The following is a 23,215-nucleotide window of genomic DNA, read 5'->3' as shown; positions in this document are numbered from 1 at the left end:
TACTCCGCTACATTACGTTCTAGGCAGCAACAGGAACCCCTACCTCCTGTGCAGCGTCAACCAATATTTCCGCTGCAAGATCCAGATCCTCTGTTGTGTGTTCACTGGTCACGCTGATCCGAAGCCGGGCGTCGCCCACGGCCACACCCGGAAACACCACCGTCTGGCAGTACATCCCGCGAGCTCTGACCGCTCGGCCTAACTCCAGCGTTACCTGATCGCTCCCCACCACAACGGGAATAATCGCACTCGCCGATTGCTCCAAGTCAAAGCCTGCCTGCTGTAGCATGGAACGTAAGTGGTGAATATTTCTCCACAGTTGACTCAGACGTTGCGGCTCGGCCTGCATCACGTCGATGGATGCGATAACACCCGCCGCAACGGGCGCTGGAATCGTGGCCGCGAAGACGTACGAGTTCGAATAGAACCTAAGGTACTCAACAACTGCCTCATCCCCGCAAACAAAGCCTCCGACACCCGCCAAGGCTTTACTCATCGTTCCTAGTTCTAGATCCACCTGCCCCTTCAAGAAGAAGTGCTCAGTGGTTCCCGAGCCAGTTCTCCCGAGTACCCCCGTCGAGTGGGCGTCATCAATCAACACCTTCGCCTCGTAGGCCTTGGCAAGCTCGACCAGCCTTGGCAGATTTACAATGTCGCCATGCATACTGAACACGCCGTCCGTAACAATCAGCTTCCCGCCCTGATGCTCACGACTTTTCTCCAGCGTTTCCTCAAGGCTTTCCATGGTATGCTGATAGATTCTTCTACCCGCACCAGAGAGTTTGCAGCCGTCCTGGATGCTCATGTGATTGATAGCGTCGGTGAACACTAGATCACTAGGGCCTGCCAGTGCCGATATGCAACCGAGGTTGGCGGAGTAGCCGGATGGATAAACGATACAAGACTCACGGCCTTTCCATTCTGCGAGGCGTCGCTCTAATTCCTTATGCAGAACGTTCGTTCCGCCGATTAATCGACATCCGGTATTAGTAGAACCATAGGCACGAGCCGCGTCGGCTATGGCTTCAACGACCTGCGGGTGGTTCGCCAAACCCAGATAGTTATTGGAAGCGAACATAAGAAACTCACGAGACTTGCCTGCCACCTCATCGTAAATAACCGCCCGGTTACGACAGGTTGATTCTAAAGCCATGCCATACCAATACTGCTCGCTTTTCTGCTTGTGGCGGTAGAAGCGGGAAAACTCTCTCGTCTTATGAAACAAGTCTCGATCTACCAAACCAACGAAATCTCTCATCGTTCGGTCGTCATAATCGACGGGATCCGTCGTGGACTCGAAGGTATGAGAAGGCTGCGGACTCTCCAAATATGCGTCGTCGGGTACGGCCACATCGTTGTCATATAGCGCTGGCTGGTCAGGGAGCGGATGCCCGTCCAGCAGCGTCCGCAAGTGCTCAACCACATCGTGAATGGTCACCGAATCACCAGGAAAATCGGCCGGATTTTCAAGCCCGGCGACCTTTGCAAGATCGGCGGTTATACTGGCGTACGTGATCGAATCAATACCTAATTCACCTTCAATATCCGCTTCCATTTTCAGCTCCGCCGAACCGTATCCCGTATGGTGACGAAAGACTGTCAGCACACGAGATATCACAGCATCACCTTCGGATAGGAGCCCCTCAGCCGTATGCTGCAGGCTGTCTGCATAAACCGATTTACCCTCGTCGCTAAGACGCTGATAGACGTGCCTCACAACCTGCGTTATAGATGAAAGCCCTGCAGGGATATCTCGCTTAGCTATCCCGCAAGCCTCGTACACATCTGTCAAAATGCTCGCCAAGCTAACTGAGTCAATGCCAAGCTCTGCCTCCAGATCAGCATCAGCTTGAAGATTTTCCTCCGCGTACTCGGTATGTCGCTCGAATGACGTCATAACTACATCCCAGACGGCCTCATCCGCTTCAATCCGATTCACCTCTGTAGTAGTCGCGCCCATACAACTTCTCCTTCCTTAGTGTTACCTGGTTTTCCCGATCCTTTCCGCCAGCGAAATCATGCTTCGGACGTCGCCAAAATTTTCTGGCGTTACTTCACTAATCGGGACTTGAAAACCGGTTTCTCGACGAATAAGATCCACTATGTCGAATAAGCAACTTGAATCAATTATGTTTAATTCGAGCAGCGGTGTATCTAAAGAAAGATCCAGACTTTCTCCGCCGAGATAGTTTTTCTCAATATGGACAACAATTTTTTCTCCGAGCACAATACCCCCAGCATGTTATTGACTATTATCGTATTCGCTTAAGGCTTCTGGCCTACAAAGAGAGTTCTCGAGCCGGATATATCCACCACCCTTACATCCACGAAGCCTGCATCCTTAAACCTCTCAATATACTGACTACGTGTGGATTCTATACCGCCGTCAGTGGATACCAACATATTGATTGACAACAAGGAGACAAATGACGGCCCCGCCTCGTCGTCGTCAAGTGGCGTCTCACTTGCCACAAACACTCCCCCCGAAGGCATTGCCTTTAAGACATTTTTCAATATCTTAATCTGCAACTCGGGCGCGAAGTCATGCAACATCCACCCAAGATGTACGAGGTCGTAATTATGCTCGCGCAAAGTACCCAAAATAACATCGCCTTCGATCACACCGATTCGATCGCTATAGCCTCGTTGCGCAAGCTGCTCTCTGACGAAATTCGCCGCTTTAGGTAATTCACAGATATCGATATCAAGATGCTGGTTGGCATCCGCAACCGCCATCGGCAAATTTCCTATGCCACTGCCTATATCTAGAAAGCGTTTATAAGGAGTTATATCAAACCCCTGAACGAAACCCTCAACAAACGGTTTCGCTAATATCCCAAGGAACCGTTGAAAGTCGACGACATCCCTCGGATCATTGTAAAGAATGTCGAACCAGCTTCGATTATCCCCAAACACCGCTTCGCGCTGATCGAGACCGCTGCGCACCGCCGCAGCCAAGTTGGCCCAAAGCGGGTAGAGGAATATGTCAATGTGCCGTGCCAACCACCCCAACCACTCCGAGGAGTCGCTGACTAGGTATTTCGATGCAGTCTCTGTCAGCGCGTACGCTTCACCCTCGCGTGTCAGCAGCCCCATCGCGTGCAGCGCGATAAGCAAACGTTTACCGGATTGCTCCGGAATATCCGCACATGCGCAAATTTCCCGAATCGTGGCAGGCCTTTCCCGAAGCGTATCGAAAAGCCGGAGTTCAAGCGCTGCGGTGATGGCCTTCGCCTTAAAGAACCCCATCATCAAATCAACGATTTCATCCTTGCTCGGTTCCATGTTGCTATCCTGCTAACGGTGAGTGACTGCGAAGCCCCATATGCCTCGCCAAAACTTCCCTCTGTATTTCAGAGGTGCCGGAAAATATTCGTGCAGGAAGAGAGTCTAGAAGTAGGCGGTCAACTCCGGCCTCACGGAGCACACCGCCCCCCCCAAACAATTGAATCGCATCCAAGCCACCTTGAACCGCACTCTCTGATATCCAGAGCTTAGACTGCGCGACGGCCTCTTCGTAAGGCTCACCCTGATCGTAAAGCCAGCCTGCTCGATAAAGTAATAGACGTCCCGCCTCAAGACGGAGCTTATAGTCGACAAGGCGATTGGAAACTGACTGGTTGTGACCAATAGGACGCTGATACTGTCGTCTCGACTGGGCATAGTGAATGCACTTTGCTAGGACTCGCTGCATGTAACCGACATAAGCCGCAAACAAGCACGCCCGCTCCCACGTCATTGAATCGTGAAAAATCGAAGCCCCCGCCCCTTCCGGCCCCAGTCGAGATGACTCGTCCACAATGCAGTCGTCCAAGTAAAGCGAGCCCCATGGACTAGTCACCAAACCAGTTTTCGAGCCTTCAGGTACAACCTTCAGGCCTGGATTATCAGCCTCGACCAGGAAAGCACTGATCCCGAAATAGGATTGGCTTGGATCCGTAGCAGCATAGACGAGGAATAAATCAGCTACCGGTGCGTTTGTGATAAAACACTTCTGTCCGTTCAACACATAGCGCCGTCCATCGCGCTGTGCATGTGTCCGCAAGGCGTAGGCGTCGGATCCGGATTCAGGTTCAGTTATAGCGTTTGCTGCGATAAGTCGCCCCGACGTAACTTTAAGTAAGTAGTGGTCACAGATATCATCGGAGCCATGGCGCCATATCGGAACAGCACACGCGAACATATGAGCGCATAAGGAAAAGACTAGGCCCATATCAGCGCACCCCTCCCCCAAGGCCTCAATGGCAAGCATTGTATCGAGCGCCCTCAGACCAGACCCACCCCACTGCTCCGGAACCGGAAGACCGGCCAAACCAAACTCCGCTGCCTCGTGCCAAACAGCCCGATCGAAGCGACCTTCGGCCAGCCTAGCCTCTGCCGATACCGAGAGGACGTCTTCAGCGAATCCCCGAACGTGCTCGGCATATCTCCTTTGCTCCTCGCTCACTCGAAAATCCATCTTTCCCCCAAATGATTTGGCATACTAAAGACGACCCTACAATTCCCACGAAAAGCACAACCACTACCGCCCTTGGTACAAACTCAACCCCAAAACATCAGCAGTGACTCGGAATCCGATCATCGATAGTTAAGTAGCTTTATTAAGCATTAAGACTTCAATATTCATTAACAATAAAGGTAATAGCTGCATCCTAGACTGCCTAGCTACCCGTTCGGATAGGTACAACCCATCGCGCCCGACGAAGCTTTATGGATTCAGAACCCGCTAGGGGAGAACGCCCTCTCACAGCGTGACAGCCCCCATTTCAATGGGCGGCAATACTGGTATCTCCACTTTTTGGATTCATCACATTTTGCCGGGAACCGCAGCACGGAGCTTCAGAAAGAAGTACGCCGTGTACTGATCTCTAATAGGCCATTCGCTAGCCGAGAGAGGATCCCGGCCAACTCACTACACCTGCTGATTAACCGCTCTTTCCATTTGGTGCGAGATCGCGATATAACATTTTTAGTCATCTTTTTTTATTAGGAGTCTAGTGTTAGCGTTAAACACCATGATGGTCACGGGTAGGGATAGATTTCGTTGGCAGCGCAGCAAAATTCTATTTGTTACGAATATCAAGCACTCTATAAATCTGCCACTGGCTCTCACCCAGGTCTTGACGAGCGTGAATCTGGTATCGTTAACTTGATGTCAGCTGTAAGCATCCCAAACTCTGCTTCATTTTGGACAGTAGCAGAAAGGGTATCGGCACTTCCCCTGATTCTTACAAGGGTTCAAAGTGCTGCCATTATTCTATGAATCCAGGGTATTAGGAAACCAGCATGAGAAAGAGGGAAGATGCTAGGCTAAACTAGCTTCTGCCTCACCACTCCAATGATAAAGGAATTTCGTGGATGAAGATCGAATGGGAAGCTCCTAGACCGAGGCGGGGATTCGCTGGTGTGGTCGATAGAGTTTTAGGGCCCGGTGCGACGCCTGCAGAGCTTATGTTACAACTTACATTTCCGCTCATCGCGGCGATCGCTGCTCCAATCTATGCCTACCAAGTAACCAGAGACTGGTCGCTTTTACAGTATGCTGTCTCTGCTTTGCTTGCCTTTGATATAGTGGGTGGTGTTGTTACAAATTCAACTTCCTGTGCCAAGCGCTGGTACCACCGCCCCAGACAAGGACTAAGAAAGCATCTTCAGTTCATTTTTATCCATTTTATTCATTTGTTTATGTTTTCTTGGCTTTATTTGCCCCTGAGAATCGACTGGTTTTTTGTTTTCGCCGGATTATTGATTGGTTCTGCTCTATTGATTCTATTGGTTTCTCAATACCTTCAGCGTCCGATCGCACTTATAACCTATTCCGTCGCCTTGCTCCTTTCATTGTACGCTCTCCCTCAGCCAGTAGGTATGGAATGGTTCCTGCCATTATTCTATCTGAAACTTCTTGTTGCCCACCTCCCCAAGGAGGAACCTTACAGACCGGATACATTGGTCTGAACTATACCGGCCTCCCTTGTCGGCTAAAGAATACTAGCAACCTGCTAGCGGCTTATGGGGAGGGCATTATCCCCAGCGAGCTTCTATGGCTCTCTATCGCTTTTCGACACGATTTAGCAGCCCAGCTCGGATCGACCAACTTGAACTGATATCAACTCTAGGATCTGGCGGCGCTGATTTTGCTTGTATCCTACCCTGCTTACAAATAGAAGAGCGCTTTGCCCAGGGCCACTATTGATGTCATATTTCTGCATGCAGCGGCCATCTTAGTCGTCGGGGCTTTGGCATGCTGACGTTTCTGTTTCTAGCGCTTCACCTTCACTGCTCTTTTGTACTCGTAGTAAAGGCGCATTTGCAGACCGAAAATCTCGAAAAACAACTTATACTGCTGCCATCACTCACGGGGTTAGCAAGAAATCCGCGTGTGATGAACTGGGTATTAGCTGCGGACATCCCATCGCTGGACAACAGAGAGCGCAGTAAGGCCCGACGGATGCACAACCACTCGTCGCCCAACACCAGCGAATACGCTGCCTGAGGCTGAACGTCAGGCTATGTTAGCACTCTGTAACAGCTAGGAAATTGCCCATTTGCCACCGACGAAATAGTGCCACTTCTAGCGGATCAGGGCCGTTACCTAGGGCCGGAGCAACTACCACCGCGCTAACTCGTTTCCCGTAGCACCAGCGCCACCGGCAGCGATACGTGCCGGGGCGCTTCTCCCGCCCTTGCTTCCGCCAGTAGTGCCATGCTCGTCGCCGCTATCTCGGCAATATCCTGCCGTACGGTGGTGAGCCCGGTGGCGAGGGTGGGCAGGTCATCAAACCCCGTTACTGCGACATGAGCAGGCACCTCGATCCCGCGGTCTTCCAGCGCGGCCACACAGCCCAACGCTAGTTCGTCGGTGGCGCATACCAGCGCATCAAAAGGCAGTGGTTGGGCACCCTCTTGATCTAAATAGCGATTTAAATAGCGATAGCTGTTAAGAGAGTCTGACGCCAAGCGGTGCGGTAGGCTGATCAAGCGTTCGGCAAGCCCAGCCTCTGCCAACGCCCGCCGGTAGCCCTCCAAACGGCTATGGGGACGCGGCACCTCTAGCTCGCCGCCCATAAACGCCAGCCGCCTGCGACCCTGGGTAATGAGGTGGTGGGTCATCTCATATAGCCCCTGCCGATCGTCCGGGGCGACGGAAAAGCCTTCCCCGGCATCACCTATGCGCACAAAAGGAATAGCAGCGGCCTTAAGCAGTGCCGGGCGCTCATCGTCTGTGGCTTCACCAAGCAAAATAGCTGCCCCCGCGCGTTCGGGTAATTCGGCGGTTTGCTGGTGATTAAAGAACACCGGCACCATACCCTGCTGATGAAGGGCCACGGTAAGGTGCTGGTAGAGCAAGATATAGTAAGGGCGCAGCTCGATATCCTGACGGCCGAGAGAGATGCCTACCACCGCCGTTTTACCGCTTATTAGCTGACGAGCCGCGGCGCTGGGTTGGTAGGCCACTTCTTGGCTAATCGCCAAGATTTTCTCACGCAGGGCGTCACTGAGCCCTGGCTTGCCGTTCAGGGCCCGGCTAACCGAGGCAATCGATACCTCGGCCCGCCGGGCAATTTCTCGAATGGTGGCCGTTTGGGCGCTTTGTTTGCTCTTTATCACCGAATCTCTCAACGACTATTTCCCCGCCCTATCACTCATCTGGAAGGCTGTCAGTGTGCCGAAAAACGCCCTGTGTTGCGACGCTGATTACACTGCAATTTCCAGGCTGCGATCTTCCTGACTGGAGATAACACAGGCATCAAGAACGGTTTGAATCGCCGCGCCGCGGGCAAAGTCCGGCTGGTCGTTTTGACCACTGCGGATGCTTTCCACAAAACGCTGATAGATACTGGGTGTTGGTGGTGCCTTCACTGTGCTCCAGCGCGCCGGGTGAACGTCACCGTCCAAACACACCTGCACGTCGTCTTTTGAGGCGTCTAAATCGACGCGAATAGCACCTTTATCGCCGTGTACGCTCAAGGTTAACGAGTTATGGTGCCCGGTCGCCCAACGGGTGGCTTGAATGGTGCCCTTGGCCCCATTGGCAAACGTCACTCGCATTAGCGCGGTGTCGTTGGCATCCAACAAATAGTCACCAATCCGGTTGTCTGGAGCTTTTTCAAAACAGGTCAGTTCGCAGTTAACGCGAGTAATATCGCCGACCGGAAAGCTGGCAAAATCAACAATGTGAACGCCCACATCGCCCAGTACACCTTTGCTGCCATGGGCTTCCGAGAGCCGCCATAGCCACTGGCTCTCCTGATCCCAGCGCCCCCACTCATTGCTGACCAGCCAACTTTGCCGGTAGCTGGCATCTACGTGGCGAACTTGACCAATCGCCCCAGCGGTAATCAGCGCACGAGCGTGCTGAATGGCCGGGGCATCGCGATAGCTAAAATTGACCATATTGATGACCTTGGCGGCCTGCGCCGCTTGGGCCATTTCATGCGCATCATCCGCATTCGTCGCCAGCGGCTTTTCGCACAGAATGTGCTTACCTGCGGTGATCGCGGCCAGTGACGTGCGCTTATGAACACCATCTGGCGTGACATTGCTAACGGCTTGGATATCTTCCCGCGCCAGCATAGCTTCCAGGTCGTCATACGCATCGGCGATACCAAAACGGCCAGCAAAGTCGCGGGCCTTGGCCAGCTCCATATCGCACACCGCCACTACTTCCACCCCCTCGATCCGGCTAAAGTGCTTGGCGTGTTCCCCCGCCATACTGCCAGCGCCAATTATCGCTAAACGGATCATTTGAAGCCCTCCTCGCCAGGTTTATGCAGCCCTTCGCCTTTGATTTCCACCGGGTTGGGGGCCTGGTCGGCAGGAATATTAGGGCAGCTATCGATCCAGCGGGAGCCTTCCGGGCGCGCCCATTTCACAGCGTTCTTCAGCACGGTTTTTACTTGTTCGTTGTAATAGATCGGATAGGTTTCGTGACCTGGGCGGAAGTAGAAAATCTTGCCGTTGCCGCGCTTGTAGGTCAGCCCTGAACGGAATACCTCACCGCCCTCAAAGGCGCTGATAAAAATCACTTCATCGGGGTTTGGCACCGCAAATGGCTCGCCGTACATTTCAGTATGCGGCAGTTCGATATAGTCGCCCAGGCCCTGAACGATAGGGTGACCAGGGTTAACGACCCACAGCCGCTCGCGCTCTCCCGCTTCCCGCCACTTGAGTGAGCAGGTCGTGCCCATCAGGCGTTTGAAGATTTTTGCGTAGTGCCCAGAGTGCAGCACTATAAGTCCCATCCCCTGCAACACGCGCGCCTGCACGCGATCGACGGTCTCTTCCAGCACATCGCCGTGAGCAGCGTGGCCCCACCACAGCAGCACATCGGTATTCTCGAGAGTCTCTTCACTTAAACCCTGTTCGGGATCTTGCAAGGTAACCGCGTTGGCGTGGATACCCTCCGCTTCGTTTAAACCTTCCGCGATGCAGTGATGCATACCTTCTGGATAAATTCGCGCCACGACTTCATTGGTTTGTTCGTGGACGTTTTCACCCCAAACGGTAACGTTAATGGTCATCTATTCTCCTTAGCCGTAGCTGGTTAACAGCACAAAAGCAGCTTAAAAGTGCTGCATCACCCACAAAGTAAACGCTTACCCCGTCGACGTAAACGTTTACTCGCGTGCAACTTTAGTCGCTATCCCGTTTATAGTGCCTAGACCATCATCATTGGCATCGCGACGAAGTTATCCGTATTCTGAAACGCAACCTCGCGCTTTAGCGTGACTCACGATGCGTGTTTAATGATTTGCTTCTAACAACAGGCTGTTTCTAAAAACAGGAGAACGCCATGGCTGGTTTACTACCCAACGTCGACCCCGACGGCTTGCTTGAATACTCGGTGGTCTACACAGACCGTTCGCTGAATCACATGTCACAGCAGTTTCAAGGTGTGATGCGGGATATTTCAGCCACGCTGAAAGAGGTGTACAACGCCCAAGCGGCCGTTATCGTGCCCGGTAGCGGCACCTTTGGCATGGAAGCGGTGGCGCGCCAGTTTGCCGTTGACCAGAAAACCTTGGTTATTCGCAACGGCTGGTTCAGCTACCGCTGGACGCAAATTATTGAGATGGGTCGCTTAACCGACCAGCACACGGTGCTTAAAGCACGGCGTCTAAAGGCCGATGACCCGCGCTCGCCTTTTCAGCCAGTGCCCATTGAGGAGGCCGTCGCGCAGATTCGTAGCGAAAAACCTGCCGTTGTGTTCGCCCCGCAAGTCGAAACCTCTGCGGGCTTGCTACTTCCGGATGACTATATTCAAGCGCTCGCCGAAGCCACTCACGAGGTAGGTGGCCTGTTTGTACTGGATGCCATTGCCGCGGGCACTCTGTGGGTGGATATGCAGGCACTCGGCATTGATGTGGTGGTAAGCGCGCCGCAAAAAGGCTGGAGCGGTTCGCCCTGCTGCGCCATGGTAATGCTCTCGGAACGTGCCACGCAGCGCTTGAGTGAGACCCAGAGCAACAGCTTTGCCTGCGATTTGGGCAAGTGGCACAGCATTATGCAGGCCTATGAAAATGGCGGGCACGCCTATCACGCCACCATGCCTACCGATGCACTGCGGCAGTTACGGGACATTATGCAGGAGACCCGTGCCTACGGCTTTGCCAAGGTAAAAGAGGAGCAGCAGGCGATTGGCCGGGAAGTCCGCGCCATGCTTAACCGCCACGGTTTTGTGAGCGTTGCTGCGGAAGGTTTTGAAGCCCCAGGTGTGGTGGTGTGCTATAGCGACGACAGTGGCTTAGTGGGCAAGCTTGCCCAGGCGGGCGTGCAAGTGGCGGGCGGCGTACCATTAATGTGCGATGAGGGCGATAACTTCCAAACCTTCCGCATCGGTCTATTTGGCCTCGATAAGCTGCACCACACAGAGCGCAGCGTGAACAGCTTAGAGCAGGCGATTAAAGCAGTGGTGTAAGGTAAAGAAGGCAGAGCCCGCTATTTTAATAGCGGGCTTTAGGTCACATATAGCCCACGCCCCGCGGCATCATGCCCAGATGATTTTCAACTTGGGTAACCCCAGGCACGTTTTCCGCAGCAACGGTTACCGCCTGCTTCTGTTCAAGGGATTCGACTAGTCCCCATACCTCCACAGCACCGCCATCCACAATCACGCTAATGCCTTCAACTTGTACGCCGGTATTATTCTCAACTTCTTTGAGAATAGCCTCACGAATTTGACGATCATCCGTGGGCGACTGGGTTGGCGCCACTGCGGCATTGGCGATACCCTGGAGCAAGTTAGCACGGCTAACAATACCCACTAACTTGCCATCACGTAGCACAGGCACCCGCTTGATATGATGTTTTTCCAGCATTCGCGCAATGGTATGCAGCGGCGTGTTCTCTTCCACGGTCATTGGATTCGGGGTCATGACCTCGTGGGCTTTACGACCATGGGACTTAACATAGTCGCCAGCATCCTTGCCGCCGGTAAACAGCGATAACCACCAGGAGTGTCCGTGATCACTGTCACTTTTTACCCGGCGCATTAAATCACCTTCGCTGACAATGCCAATCACCCGCCGCTCACTATCTACGACAGGCACCGCACTAATACGGTGCTTGAGCAGCAGTTGCGCAATTTCACGTACTTCGGCGTCAGGCCCCACACTCACCACTTTGGGCGTCATAATATCGATAGCTTGCATTGTACTCCTCCTTGAGCTCAACCTTTAAAGACTGAGCCGCAGATGCAGATTATCCTGCTTGTTCTTTGAGCCTAGCTCGCTGCTGAAGATTTGCCCATGCTGGCTAGCGATCTCAAAGAACGCATTGAGGCTGCGTTGACCTGGCGCAGTTTATTGGCACTTTTGTTATTCGCTTTCCTTCACCACGCTGCTCTCTTCGACTTTCTCGACATCGACAATGCCCGAGCGGCTAACGACAACCTTCCAGCGGGCCAAGTAAGGGCTATCCTCACTGCCCGTCTCCCGAACCACTAAGTTAAACAGATGACGGCGCTCGACGCCCTCGCGAACTGCTTGGCCATCTTTTAAACGGTAGATGTGATGCTTGCCCTTACTCATTAGTCGCGTAAGCATCGAGATATCCAGATTGAGCGTTTCGCGGGTATGCTCGTAGCCGCTCAAAAAGCGCGTAGGCGACATACGTGAGCTTGAACGATAGTGCAGCACCACTTCTTCACGCTGGGCTACCGTACGGCGGCGCATCTGCTTGATATCATCGCCCAGCGATGCGTAGCGCTTGTAGTCAAACCACTCCAACTGGCGGCCCACCACGGCGTTGCGCGTGGGGTCTAAATACTGGCGCCGCCACTTGGGACGGCCTTTACGCAGCCAGCGCCACAGGGTATTGCGCAAATCATCCTTAAACACTTCGCGCAGGGCGTAGAGCAGCGCCATGGCTAATACGAACAGCGCGGTGATATCTCCCAGAGCATTACGCAACTGCAGCACGCCTAACGATACAAAGGCCATTACCACGGCGGTGGCAAGCGCTTTGACCGCTTTTTGCTCGCCGCCACCCAGCTCCAATGCCTCTTGTTTCAGGGTAATCGGGTGCTCAATCAGGCGCCGCAACAAGCGCATTTTATTCGACATCCGCGTGGGATCAGCCATCACGCGCTCGGCGTTGTACTGCTGTTCGCGGCGATACTCGCCCTCCCGGTGACACACGCTAATAAAACGTCGGCGAATATCGGTAAACTCTCCGCCGCGGGGCATGTGTGCCACCAGCGCCAGCAGCTGTTGTTCGGTAAACCAGGAGAGGTAGTTATCGATATTGGCAAAGTACTTATATAGACTTTCGTCATCAGGCTGGTGGCGACGCAGCCGCTTGAGAATACCATCGCTCAAGTCGATCATCTCATGCAGTTGGTCACGTAGGGCAACGGCACTCTCTTGCACCTCACTGTTCTCTTCGCGCTCCTCTTGGCGAGCATGGCGCAGCTTATTGGCATTCACCAACATTGCTCGAGTAGTGCGCTCCATCGCTTCCACGTATTGATAGGCGTAGAGACTCAAGCTCAACCGATACGAGTCGCTGCCGAGCCGATTACGGCTGGCCAGCCGACTGTGCACCAGCGGTAAGAGATACTCGTCACTGTAGTAGGTGCGCGAGACATTGATAGCGGCATGATAAAAGGCTTCTTCTGAGATAAGCTGGGTGCTTAATCCCAAATCGCCAGGCACAAAAAGATAGACGTCGAGGTTATGCGATGTCTCTTCCTTGAGCCGCCGGGTAAGACGCAGCTGAAAGCTGTTTTTACGCTCAACGTTGATCAACTCATCAATCTCCTACTCCTTTGCCTAACGCGATGATATACCATGGCTAACTTGATCATGGCGCTATCTAAAGCCACCCCTCTGCTCACCTCTTCACCTATGGAGCTAGGAAATGTCCATTGCCCGTTTTTCACCCTTTGAGCTGCTGCTATTAAAGAGCCGCAGCCAAGTGGATACGGCAACCCTGCTGCTGTTGGCCTGGGTGCTGGTGCACCGTCAACATGTTTCAGAGGGGCAGCGGCGCCGCCGCCTGGCTCAGGTGACCGCACAGTTTCGCCACGGGCATGAGCTGGGGCCAGTAATGAGTATTGCCCGTAGCCAAGACTTGCAAGCGATCCAACTAGCTGCCGAGGTGGTTCGCAAAGAATGCGGCACAGAACGCAGCCTGAGCGTTATTCATCAAGCGATTACCGTCGCCACTGACGACGGCGAGCTGTCCCTGGCCAACCACTATATTTTGCGTTTTTTGGCCGACCTGCTAAGTATCGCACCAATGACCTTGAATACTCTGTTTAAAGAGCTCACCGGCACACCCCTTGCCACACCCGAAGACCCCAGCCGTGATGCTTACTGGCAGGCACACGACCCAGATTATCATGCCCGAAAAGCACGCGAAGCCGAGGCCGCTGAGCAGTACCACCAACAGGCCAATGCTCGGGCCGAACAGCAGCAACAACAGAAAGAGCGACGCCACCAGCAGAAGCAACAAAAACAGCAGGAGAAACAGCAACGCCAGGAGCAGGCTCGCCAAGCCCGCGAACAGGAACAGCAGCGCCAGCGTGAACAGACGCGCCAACAGGAGCAGGAACGGCAACGGCAACAACAGCAGCGCGAACAGGCCGAGCGCGAACGGCGCCGCTCTCGCCAGCAAGATTCTCGTCACCAGCATCGCCAACAAGAGCATCGCCAGCAGCGCGCCTCACCGCCGCCCGATCGCACCACGCGGGCGCTTTCGGTGCTGGGACTTACCCCAGGTGCCACCCGGGTAGAGGTTCGCCACGCCTATCGGCGGATGGCGCAGCTCCACCATCCAGACCGCTTCTATTCGGAAAGTGAACAACAGGTCGCCTTGGCCTCAGCGCGGTTTCAGCGTATTAAAAACGCCTATGATTATTTGATGCAAACTTACTAAGACCATGTAACGCTAGACGTTTCGCAGGATGCACTGGCCCATGAGAATAAATTGACCCTATGCGCGATTTGTACCAGCGCCTCGCGGTTTCCCCCGAGGCCAACGAACAAGAAATCAGCCAAGCCGTGGCTAGCTGCCAGCATAGCGCGCTACGCCAGGATGCCGAGGCGGTGTTCGCGGTTGCCGAACGCCGCGAAACCTACGATACGCTGCACGACACCGTCAGCGATATCGGAAAGCTACGAGCGCGCCTGGGGCTCAGCCACGGCGCCCACTGGCAGGGCGATGTCGCCAACGACTTTTCGCTGCCGCCGGATCACGCCATTTCCCGTCACGACGAACTGGTCGACCGCGTTAGCCACGCGGTCTCGTTGTACAACCGTTGGCGCCGCTGGCGGGGCCCGTGGCTACTCATCGCCGTGTTCGCCACCGGGGCTGGCATAGGAATCGCTCTGGGGCTTGCCCTGTGCCTGGGGCTTTTGCCGATGTGACGCAGTACGATTATTCGTATTATCGTGCCTGCGTGCCTGTTCATCCTGGCGAATCTCAGCTTTTGTCGGACGCGGCGCGGGCTTCGGAGGTGTTGGTTTCTTATGCTCCTGTGGGTTGAAGTCACTTGCTTGCGTCGCGCTATGCTTGCCTTGTTCACTCTCAGGCGAAGTGTTTTCTTGCCCAGCTTGTTCTTGCGAGCCCTCTTCTAAAGAGAATGAAGTACCCGCGGTCGCCTCCATGCGGTCTTCAGCGCGTGCTTCCATACTGACACTAAGACGCGGCACGCCCAGGTCAATCTCTTGAGCTTCCATACGCTGCTTCAGCAACAGGTTAAACGCCCGCGAGACATCCCACTGCATCTCCGGCGCGGTGCGAAAGCGCATGCGTAAAATGGGGCAGCCATCTTCAAAACCCTGAACGCCCTGCATCTCCAGCGGCGACCAGATGTAGTGGCGCATCATCGGATCACGGCGCAGCTCCTGGGCAGTCTCCTGCATCAGCGTAATCGCATCGTCGATTTTCATATCAAACGGAATGCGTATTCGCATCAGCGCGATGCCGAACTGGCGGGACATGTTATGAATCGACTCAATGCGGCTAAAGGTGATGATGTGCACAATGCCATCCAAATCGCGTAGCCGCACAGTGCGCAGCGTCAGCCCCTCGACCGTGCCCATATGGTTATTGATCTGCACGAAGTCATCGACCGCTAACGAATCTTCGATCAAGATAAAAATACCGGTAATCAAATCCTGCACTAACGTTTGCGCACCAAAACCGATCGCCAGACCGATCACACCAGCACCCGCCAGCAGCGGTGTGACGTTGACACCCAAATTAGCCAACCCGGCGATAACGGCAATAATCAGAATTGTTACAAAGATGACGTTGCGGATCATCGGCGTGATGGTTTGCGCCCGGGCCTGATTGACCCGCCGCCCACGTGAACGGGCTGACGATGTTAGCGCTCGCTGAATGGCGGTATCGGCAAATATCCATACCAGCCATGCAAGCAATACCGTGGCCCCCAAGCTAACCAGCGCTTGGCCAATCCGCGCGCTGGCCACGGCTTGTTGGCCCAAACCGAAGAACGAACTGCCCCACACCTGCATTGAGAGTTCGGCAAACACCATCCACGAGCAGATGTGCGCCAACACGAAGCCGAAGCGCTCTAAACGTTTGCGATATTGGCTATAACGGCGGCGGTGGCGACGCTTGCCCATCCGTTCCGCTTGGCGGCGCAGCAACCCGGTGACTACCAGTGTCAGTACCAGCAGGCTGGCGGAAATAATCGAGCGCGCCAGAGCAGTGCCCACATCGCCCACGGTGATAAAAATCGCCAGCAGCGAACCGCTCACCAGCAGCAGCGCGGGTATGTGCCATAGCCCCCCCAGGGAGCGAATCATTTCGACCGCGGTGCTGGCGTCACGCCGCTGCTTGAAGGGCCGGTTGCAAATCAGGTGGCGCACGGGGCGCTTAAACTTGAGAATAAACCGCGCTGCAAGCAACGCCGCGAGCATATTGGAAAGCACAGAGGCTAGGCTCGACAGCTCGCTACCCAGCATTTCAACGAGACGAGTGGAGTTGACCGCGTCGCCAAGCGCAATCAAAGCACCAATCACAAACAGCCCGCGCAGCGCACGCTGTTGAAGCAGTTGAACCGCAGTAAAACGATGGCCACGGCTAAAGAACGCGATGACTGTTTCAAACACCACCGATAGCGCCCTGCCACACAGGCAGATATAGGCCACTACCAATACCAGCGTACGCCCAGGGCTATCGGGCAGCACCTGGCCAATCCCCAAGGTAATGGCAAACGACAGTGCCCAGGGCAGCATGCGGCGCAAAAAGTGCACTGCCATCAGCCAGCCCTTGGGATCCCGAGGCAGATCCAACGGCCACTCACGCCGGGTAGCGATCATGCGCCCAAAGGCAATCATCAGCACCAACAGTACGCCCCAAACCAAGGCCAGCACCGCCCCTTCGGCAACCGCTCGAATCGCCTCCCCCTGGTCGGCATCATCGTTAAGCGCGCGCAAATCATCTACGCCCTGAACCAGCTGGCGTGACCACTGATCAACCGGCGAATCCCCCGCCTGGGCCTGATCACCCAGGTCACTTAAGGTATCGGCGAGAGCACCCAGTAATCCCTGGCGTACTACGCCCTCATCTGCGCTGGCAGCGTCTGCGGTTACTTGCAATTCGCGTAGCGATTTAAGCAACTCTGTGCGCCGCTCTTCGTTTTCAAGCATGGTGATGACGTCAGTGAGCGACTTCTGAAACTCTTCACCGCTAACGTCAGCGCTTTCCTCTTCGGAACCGCTGCTCAGGCCGGGCAGCGACACCGTTTGCGCCTGGGCTTGAGTGATTGCCATGCTCGTCATTGCTAGGCTTGCCAATACAAACAAGACAAAACCTATTAACGAATTGATTAACCAGTGCTGTCGCACGCCTTACTCCTGAAAATTAGCTTAGATGGCGTCCTGCTTATCATTTGCCGCCGCTATTAATACGCTCAGTCTCAACGCGTGACTATGATAGGCTGAAGACTTAAACGTTCACCTCAAGGACGCCGAGATGACGCTACAAGCTCCACCTAACCGCTTAAACAGCCAGGGGAAAATTCGGCACGTTGGCATTGAAATCGAGTTCGCTGGCCTGCCGCCCCGAGACACGGCGATGATCGTACGTGAACTGTTTGGCGGGGAGCTTAACGTGGTAAGCCCCCATCGGCTACTCGTTGAGGATACCCGCTGGGGAGAATTTGGTATCGAGCTCGACACCCAATACGCGCATCCCGACAAATCGCTGGCCGACGACCCTCACCCAGAAGATAGCGAGTGGGCGCGCCATCAGCATCAACGCCGGGTCGAGTTCCATCACAAAACCCGCGAGCTGATTGGCGACATGGTCACAGGCCTGGTGCCTACCGAAATCGTTTGCCCACCGATACCTTGGAATGAGCTGGAAGATTTAGACGCGCTGTTCGAGACACTACGAGAGCATGGCGCTAAGGGCACCGATGCCAGCCTGCTGTATGGGTTCGGCTTACACCTAAACCCTGAAGCGGAGCGTTTCGACGTTGACTATTTGCTAGCCATGCTGCGTGCGTACCTGCTGCTAGCTGGCTGGCTGCGCGACGAAATTAAAGTCGATATTACCCGTGAGATGCTGCCCCACGCGAATCCATTTCACAAAGCCTATGCGTTAAAAATACTGGATAGCCACTATTCGCCTGATCTCGACACGTTAATTGACGACTACTTGCACCATAATCCCACGCGCAATCGCGAGCTGGATATGCTGCCGCTATTTGCCTATCTACGCCCCGACCACTCTCATGAATTGCTGCATACGCAGCTTACCAAGCCGCGCCCCACCTTTCACTACCGCTTACCCAACGCTCAGCTTTCCCAGCCGGGGTGGGGCTCAGTGACCGAGTGGAATCGCTGGGTGGAAGTCGAGAAACTTGCCGCTAATTCTGAGGTGTTACTCGCTCGCTGCGCTGAATATATCGCCGACCATAACCGACCGATGCTGACCCGCGTAAAAGAAAAACTAGTTCGTTTGCTTCGCCGCGAACACTGATTGTGTTGTAGAGCCCAGCTATATAAAACCCGTTTAGCATTCTTCATTTCCTGTCACAGTGAGTAACTATCCACATGACTCGGCCGCTTATCGGAATTACTACCTCTGACCAAAAAAGCCACTTAGCGTGGTGGTTTGATTGGTTCGCCGTCTGGCGGCATGGCGGCAAACCGTTGCGGTTATCGCCTTCGCGCCCGCAGCCGGAAAGCCTGGACGGCTTGATCATTGGCGGCGGCGACGATATTCAGGCCCACCTCTATGGTGGCGAAGTACAATTAGATGTTCGTTTAGACCCTGCAAGGGATGAGCTGGAGCTAGCCCTGCTTGAACGTTTTATTCCGCTGCATACACCGGTGCTGGGTATTTGCCGAGGGGCACAATTAATCAACGTGCATCTTGGTGGCACACTGGATCCTGATATCTACACCACCCACGAAGGGTTAAAACGGCGACGCACCGTTCTGCCGCGCAAAACCGTTGATATCGTGGGGGCAAGTAAGTTGCATCGCCTGCTAGGAGTTACCTGGTGTCGGGTTAACAGCCTGCATCATCAAGCCGTTTATCAGGCAGGCAGAGGGATTGAAATCGTTGCACGCGACCGGGATGGCCTAGTGCAGGGCATTGAGTCACCGGAGCACGACTTCTTGATTGGCGTGCAGTGGCACCCGGAGTGGCTGATTTTCAATCGCCCCCAGCAGCGCTTGATTCGCGCGCTGGTGAGGGCGTCAGAGCGGCATGCTACACGGCATACGAGCTAGCTCAGCACCGCCAAGGCAGCATCATAATCAGGCTCGTTCTTCAACTCGCTCACCAGCTCGCTGTGCAGCACCCGGTTATCGGTATCCAGTACGACGACTGCACGGGCGCAAAGGCCTTCCATGGAGTTGTTGCACAGTGCTACGCCCCAGGCTTCGCGAAACTCGGGGTGGCGGAAAGTAGACAGCGTTTCGACGTTATCCAATCCTTCCGCGCCACAAAAGCGTTTGGCTGCAAAGGGTAAATCCGCTGAGACGACCAATACCACGGTGTCGGCAAGGTTAGACGCCAGCTCGTTAAAGTGACGCGTGGACATGGCACAAGTGGGCGTATCCACACTGGGGATGATATTGAGCACTTTACGCTTTCCTGCGTACGTATCGAGCGTAACGTCTTGCAGATCGGTGTTGGTCAGCGTCATCGCCGGTGCCGCCTGCCCTTTTGCTGGCAATGTGCCAGCCACATCCAGCGGTTCGCCTGCGCGGGTAACCTGTTGCATTATTGTCTCCTTATGATGTTCATAATTAATGCGTTCTTACCATTTAAGCAGCCATGGTAGGCTATCTTCACGCCTTTGCGCTCTTCCTGAAAGGCCTTTGTTCAATGTTTGCGTTTCATCATACCGAGGGAGTGATATGGCCTGTGTATTGATCGTTAAAACCGGCGACGCTTTTCCGGAAGTCGTCGACCAGCACGGTGATTTTGAAACGCTATTTATAAAGCAGCTTAGCACCGCGCTGTCCGCGCATTTAGAACTACAGGTGTGGGATGCAACCCGCCAACCCAGTGCTCCTGAACTTAATACACTCGCGGGTATTGTGATTACAGGTTCGCACAGTATGGTCAGCGAGGCCGAACCCTGGAGCGAAGCACTGAAGCCGTGGCTGAAGGAGGCGCTGGCAAACGACATTCCCATGCTAGGCGTTTGCTATGGCCACCAGTTAATGGCCGCCGCTTTTGGTGGCGTGAGTGACTACCATCCGGCAGGCCGCGAATCGGGCACGCGCACCGTGCGACTCACCCAAGCGGGCCAGCAAGACCCGCTGTTTAGCCAACTACCGGAAAGCTTTGCCGCCCACCTGACCCATGCCCAGTCGGTGATGCAGGCGCCCCAAGGGTGCACGGTGCTGGCCCATAACAGCCACGACGCCCACCAGGCGCTACGCTACGGCCCGCGCCAGTGGAGCGTGCAGTTTCACCCGGAATTTACGGCGCCGGTGATGCGTGCCTACCTTGAACGCCAACGCGCCACCCTACGCGACCAAGGCGAAGAGCCCGACACCCTGCTGGCGAACATTACTGACTGCCAAGAGGCCTCCAGCCTACTGCGACGTTTTTTGGCGTTTGTATAGCCCTTAGCCATTGGCAATCGAAAGCTACTTACGCTGATCACGCCGAGAGGCCAGCCGATCTGCCAGCCGCGTTGGCTCAGGTAGCTTGGTACGCCCCAAGCAGCGCAACACCCAGGCCAGCGAGGTTTCTAAAGTGATCCGGTGGCCAGGTGATACGTACACGGGCTTGACCTTGGTGCGGGAACGCAAAACGGCACCAATGGTTTCCTGCCCCGCGGAGAGTGGCACCCAGTCGCCGCGCTGCTCGCCCACCTCGGCGTGTTGGCCATATAGGCGTGACTTGGCAATACCGATGGTAGGTAGATCGAGCCATAGCCCTAGGTGAGCCGCCACGCCTAACCGGCGTGGGTGTGCAATCCCCTGGCCGTCGACCATCACCAGTTCAGGCATCACGCTGAGTTTTTCAAACGCGCCTAGCGCGGCGGGGATTTCTCGAAACGAAAGCAAGCCGGGGATATACGGCATTCGGGTGGGCTCGCGATGGACGACCTGTTCCACCACGCTTAAATCGGGTGCGGTGGCAGGATCCCATTTCAATACCACCACCGCTGCCCGAGTGATTTCGCCGCCCTCTTCGAACCCAATATCCACCCCGGCGATATGCGTTATCGGCGCTAGGCGATCAGTAAGTTCCAATCGCCTCGCCAACTGCAACTGCAGCGCCATCGCTTCCTTGGGTGCCAGATTCCATTCGTGTAGTGGTGCGGACATGGTTTCCTCCTTGAAACGGTTAATGGTGAATAAGGTAGCAAAAAAACGCCCTCGCGCCAGTAACGGTACGAGGGCGTCGAGATCTTCTCAGTTGCCGCTTGGCGGCAGCTGATTAATCCTTACAGTGGTGAAGACTTAGGCGCGTTCGCGACGACGAACCGGCGCATCGCCTTCGTCGCGACGGCGGCGCGGTGCACGCTCTGCCGGTGCGCTGTCTTCGCTGATTTCCAACGGACGACCGGCCACACGGGCACGGGCCATCTTGGTCAGAATCGTCGAGGGCAAGCCGCTCGGCAGTTCGACCACAGAGAAAGCGTTGCGAATATCGATACGACCGATACGCGCGCCTTCAATGCCGCCTTCGTTGGCGAGGGCACCGACTAGTTGGCCAGGCTTGACGCCATCTTTATGACCAACCGATACGCGGTAGCGCGTCATACCTTCAGTTGGTGCACCAGTGCGTTCGCGGCGTGCTCCCGGCTTACCGCCAGACGCTCCATCACGCGAGGGCTTCTCTTTGCGCGGCGCCTGAAGGCGACCGATCGGCGCTTCGTCAGCACGCGCCATAGCGGCAAACGCACAAGTCAGCTCGATCGGGTCATGGCCTTCTTCGATCAGACGCTCAATCAGCGCACGCTGCTCTTCGGCGCCCTTCGTTAAGGAGGCGATAACACGCTGATAGAAGACGTCATCGCGATGGGCACGAATAGCGGCTTCATCAGGTAGCGGCATTTCGGTCATTTTCTGACCGGTTGCCTGCTCCATCCAGCCCACTTTGCGGCCTTCACGGAAGCCAGCAAAGGTAATCGCGATACCGCTACGGCCCGCACGACCGGTACGGCCAATACGGTGCGTATAAGCCTCTGCATCTTGAGGCAGATCGTAGTTGATAACGTGAGTGATACGCGACACGTCAAGACCACGGGCAGCTACATCGGTAGCGATCAGTACGTCGACTTTGCCACGCTTCAAGCGCGTAATAGTACGCTCACGCAGGCTCTGATCGAGATCACCGGACAGGCCAGCAGCGTTAACGCCACGAGCAGTCAACTGCTCAACGAGCGTGGTACAAGCGGCACGGGTACGTACAAAGACGATGGCCCCATCGACCGGCTCGACTTCAAGAATACGCGAAAGAGCTTCAAGCTTAGCGCCACCATCAACACGCACAATGCGCTGTTCGATGTTTTCGCCGGTCGTGGTGCCCGACTCAATCGCGACTTTCACTGGGTTAACCAAGTAACGGTTAACGATGCGCTCGATTTCAGTGGGCAGTGTCGCTGAGAAGAACACACGCTGAGCATCTTTCGGGGTATCGGCAACCACGCGTTTTACGTCGTCGATAAAGCCCATGCGCAACATTTCATCAGCTTCGTCCAGCACTAGGGCGGAGAGGCCATCAAGCTTCAGGCTACCGCGGTCCAGGTGGTCGATAATCCGGCCGGGGGTACCGACAACCACTTGCGCGCCACGCTTAAGGGCGCCCAGCTGTTCACGGTACTCTTGGCCACCACATAGGGTCGCAACTTCGAGACCTTTCAGGTTTTGGCCATATTTACTAAACGAGGCAGCTACTTGCTGAGCCAATTCGCGGGTTGGCGCCATAACCAACACTTGGGGCTCACGGCGAGTCAGCTCTAAACGTGACAGTAACGGTAATGCAAACGCTGCGGTTTTGCCGGTACCCGTCTGGGCCTGGCCCAGCATATCGCGGCCTTCAAGCAACGCAGGAATAGTTTGTGCCTGAATCGGCGAGGGAACGAGGTAGCCCTGTGATTCAACAGCAGACAGAACGGCAGGCAAAAGAGCCAGATCGCCGAAGCTCGGCGAGGCGACAGAAGTCGAGGTCATTAATCACACCTTGGTAGGCCGGCAAGTACCGGCAAAAAACATCATAAGCGTCTCTGACTCAGTCATCGCACAACGACATGAAGAAT

At 55.0% G+C, this 23,215-nt stretch carries 20 protein-coding genes; 7 read left to right on the top strand and 13 right to left on the bottom strand.

Going from position 1 to position 23,215, the window contains the following annotated elements; genetic code table 11:
- Positions 1-19: 19 nt before the first annotated feature.
- Genes LMS44_RS05395 through pigA form a run of 4 tightly spaced genes read right to left on the bottom strand, consistent with a single transcriptional unit; the run spans position 20 to position 4,459 of the window.
- Positions 20-1,960, bottom strand: a complete 1,941-nt coding sequence (locus LMS44_RS05395) for an aminotransferase class I/II-fold pyridoxal phosphate-dependent enzyme (protein ID WP_278370738.1) — start codon at positions 1,958-1,960, stop codon at positions 20-22.
- A 21-nt stretch (positions 1,961-1,981) separates the two neighbouring features.
- The gene (locus tag LMS44_RS05390) at positions 1,982-2,227 is read right to left on the bottom strand and encodes an acyl carrier protein (RefSeq protein WP_278370737.1); all 246 of its coding nucleotides are present in this window, start codon (positions 2,225-2,227) and stop codon (positions 1,982-1,984) included.
- A 38-nt stretch (positions 2,228-2,265) separates the two neighbouring features.
- On the bottom strand, positions 2,266-3,285 hold the full coding sequence (locus LMS44_RS05385; protein WP_278370736.1) for a methyltransferase: 1,020 nt from the start codon (positions 3,283-3,285) through the stop codon (positions 2,266-2,268).
- 4 nt (positions 3,286-3,289) lie between these two features.
- Positions 3,290-4,459 carry a prodigiosin MBC biosynthesis dehydrogenase PigA gene (pigA, locus tag LMS44_RS05380; protein WP_445533550.1) on the bottom strand — a complete coding sequence of 390 codons (1,170 nt, stop codon included), beginning with the start codon at positions 4,457-4,459 and terminating at the stop codon, positions 3,290-3,292.
- Positions 4,460-5,358: 899 nt separating this feature from the next.
- On the opposite strand from pigA, the gene LMS44_RS05375 reads away from it, so the two are divergent.
- A complete protein-coding gene (locus LMS44_RS05375) occupies positions 5,359-5,955 on the top strand; it encodes a hypothetical protein (RefSeq protein ID WP_278371047.1) in 597 nt (198 codons plus the stop codon).
- 663 nt (positions 5,956-6,618) lie between these two features.
- Here the strand turns inward: LMS44_RS05375 and LMS44_RS05370 are convergent.
- From LMS44_RS05370 to LMS44_RS05360, 3 genes are all read right to left on the bottom strand, one after another.
- Positions 6,619-7,608, bottom strand: coding sequence for a LacI family DNA-binding transcriptional regulator (locus LMS44_RS05370; RefSeq protein WP_278371048.1), 990 nt, complete (start codon positions 7,606-7,608; stop codon positions 6,619-6,621).
- 87 nt (positions 7,609-7,695) lie between these two features.
- The gene (locus LMS44_RS05365; RefSeq protein WP_278371049.1) at positions 7,696-8,745 is read right to left on the bottom strand and encodes a Gfo/Idh/MocA family protein; all 1,050 of its coding nucleotides are present in this window, start codon (positions 8,743-8,745) and stop codon (positions 7,696-7,698) included.
- Positions 8,742-9,521, bottom strand: a complete 780-nt coding sequence (locus LMS44_RS05360) for a ThuA domain-containing protein (RefSeq protein ID WP_278371050.1) — start codon at positions 9,519-9,521, stop codon at positions 8,742-8,744. The genes LMS44_RS05365 and LMS44_RS05360 overlap by 4 nt, the downstream gene beginning before the upstream one ends.
- A gap of 272 nt (positions 9,522-9,793) precedes the next feature.
- Here LMS44_RS05360 and LMS44_RS05355 point away from each other — a divergent pair, with 272 nt between their 5' ends.
- Positions 9,794-10,918, top strand: a complete 1,125-nt coding sequence (locus tag LMS44_RS05355) for an aminotransferase class V-fold PLP-dependent enzyme (RefSeq protein WP_278371051.1) — start codon at positions 9,794-9,796, stop codon at positions 10,916-10,918.
- 43 nt (positions 10,919-10,961) lie between these two features.
- Here LMS44_RS05355 and LMS44_RS05350 read toward each other — a convergent pair whose 3' ends face one another.
- Positions 10,962-11,651 carry a CBS domain-containing protein gene (locus LMS44_RS05350; protein ID WP_027959889.1) on the bottom strand — a complete coding sequence of 230 codons (690 nt, stop codon included), beginning with the start codon at positions 11,649-11,651 and terminating at the stop codon, positions 10,962-10,964.
- A gap of 165 nt (positions 11,652-11,816) precedes the next feature.
- Entirely contained in the window at positions 11,817-13,247 is a 1,431-nt protein-coding gene (locus LMS44_RS05345; RefSeq protein ID WP_027959890.1) for a hypothetical protein, read from the bottom strand.
- Positions 13,248-13,359: 112 nt separating this feature from the next.
- On the opposite strand from LMS44_RS05345, the gene LMS44_RS05340 reads away from it, so the two are divergent.
- Both LMS44_RS05340 and LMS44_RS05335 read left to right on the top strand, forming a co-directional pair.
- On the top strand, positions 13,360-14,379 hold the full coding sequence (locus LMS44_RS05340) for a J domain-containing protein (protein ID WP_027959891.1): 1,020 nt from the start codon (positions 13,360-13,362) through the stop codon (positions 14,377-14,379).
- A gap of 59 nt (positions 14,380-14,438) precedes the next feature.
- Positions 14,439-14,870 (top strand): hypothetical protein, encoded by a 432-nt coding sequence (locus tag LMS44_RS05335; protein WP_022520651.1) that lies wholly within the window; start codon positions 14,439-14,441, stop codon positions 14,868-14,870.
- Here LMS44_RS05335 and LMS44_RS05330 read toward each other — a convergent pair.
- Positions 14,787-17,321, bottom strand: a complete 2,535-nt coding sequence (locus LMS44_RS05330) for a mechanosensitive ion channel family protein (RefSeq protein ID WP_278371052.1) — start codon at positions 17,319-17,321, stop codon at positions 14,787-14,789. The genes LMS44_RS05335 and LMS44_RS05330 overlap by 84 nt on opposite strands.
- Before the next feature lie 127 nt (positions 17,322-17,448).
- Here LMS44_RS05330 and LMS44_RS05325 point away from each other — a divergent pair, with 127 nt between their 5' ends.
- Entirely contained in the window at positions 17,449-18,459 is a 1,011-nt protein-coding gene (locus LMS44_RS05325; RefSeq protein WP_009287187.1) for an amidoligase family protein, read from the top strand.
- Positions 18,460-18,533: 74 nt separating this feature from the next.
- Positions 18,534-19,217 carry a gamma-glutamyl-gamma-aminobutyrate hydrolase family protein gene (locus tag LMS44_RS05320; RefSeq protein ID WP_035538585.1) on the top strand — a complete coding sequence of 228 codons (684 nt, stop codon included), beginning with the start codon at positions 18,534-18,536 and terminating at the stop codon, positions 19,215-19,217.
- Here the strand turns inward: LMS44_RS05320 and tpx are convergent.
- A complete protein-coding gene (tpx, locus tag LMS44_RS05315) occupies positions 19,214-19,714 on the bottom strand; it encodes a thiol peroxidase (RefSeq protein WP_022520654.1) in 501 nt (166 codons plus the stop codon). The genes LMS44_RS05320 and tpx overlap by 4 nt on opposite strands.
- 136 nt (positions 19,715-19,850) lie before the next feature.
- Here tpx and LMS44_RS05310 point away from each other — a divergent pair, with 136 nt between their 5' ends.
- Positions 19,851-20,567 carry a glutamine amidotransferase gene (locus tag LMS44_RS05310; RefSeq protein ID WP_278371054.1) on the top strand — a complete coding sequence of 239 codons (717 nt, stop codon included), beginning with the start codon at positions 19,851-19,853 and terminating at the stop codon, positions 20,565-20,567.
- Between the two features lie 24 nt (positions 20,568-20,591).
- Here LMS44_RS05310 and nfi read toward each other — a convergent pair whose 3' ends face one another.
- On the bottom strand, positions 20,592-21,278 hold the full coding sequence (nfi, locus tag LMS44_RS05305) for a deoxyribonuclease V (protein WP_009287185.1): 687 nt from the start codon (positions 21,276-21,278) through the stop codon (positions 20,592-20,594).
- A 135-nt stretch (positions 21,279-21,413) separates the two neighbouring features.
- Positions 21,414-23,129, bottom strand: coding sequence for a DEAD/DEAH box helicase (locus tag LMS44_RS05300; protein ID WP_009287184.1), 1,716 nt, complete (start codon positions 23,127-23,129; stop codon positions 21,414-21,416).
- Between the last annotated feature and the right edge of the window lie 86 nt (positions 23,130-23,215).

Source organism: Halomonas profundus (genome assembly GCF_020865425.1).
Classification (GTDB): Bacteria; Pseudomonadota; Gammaproteobacteria; order Pseudomonadales; family Halomonadaceae; genus Vreelandella; species Vreelandella titanicae.
Note: the sequence above shows the minus strand (reverse complement) of the source record. Positions and strands in the feature narration are given on the sequence as shown.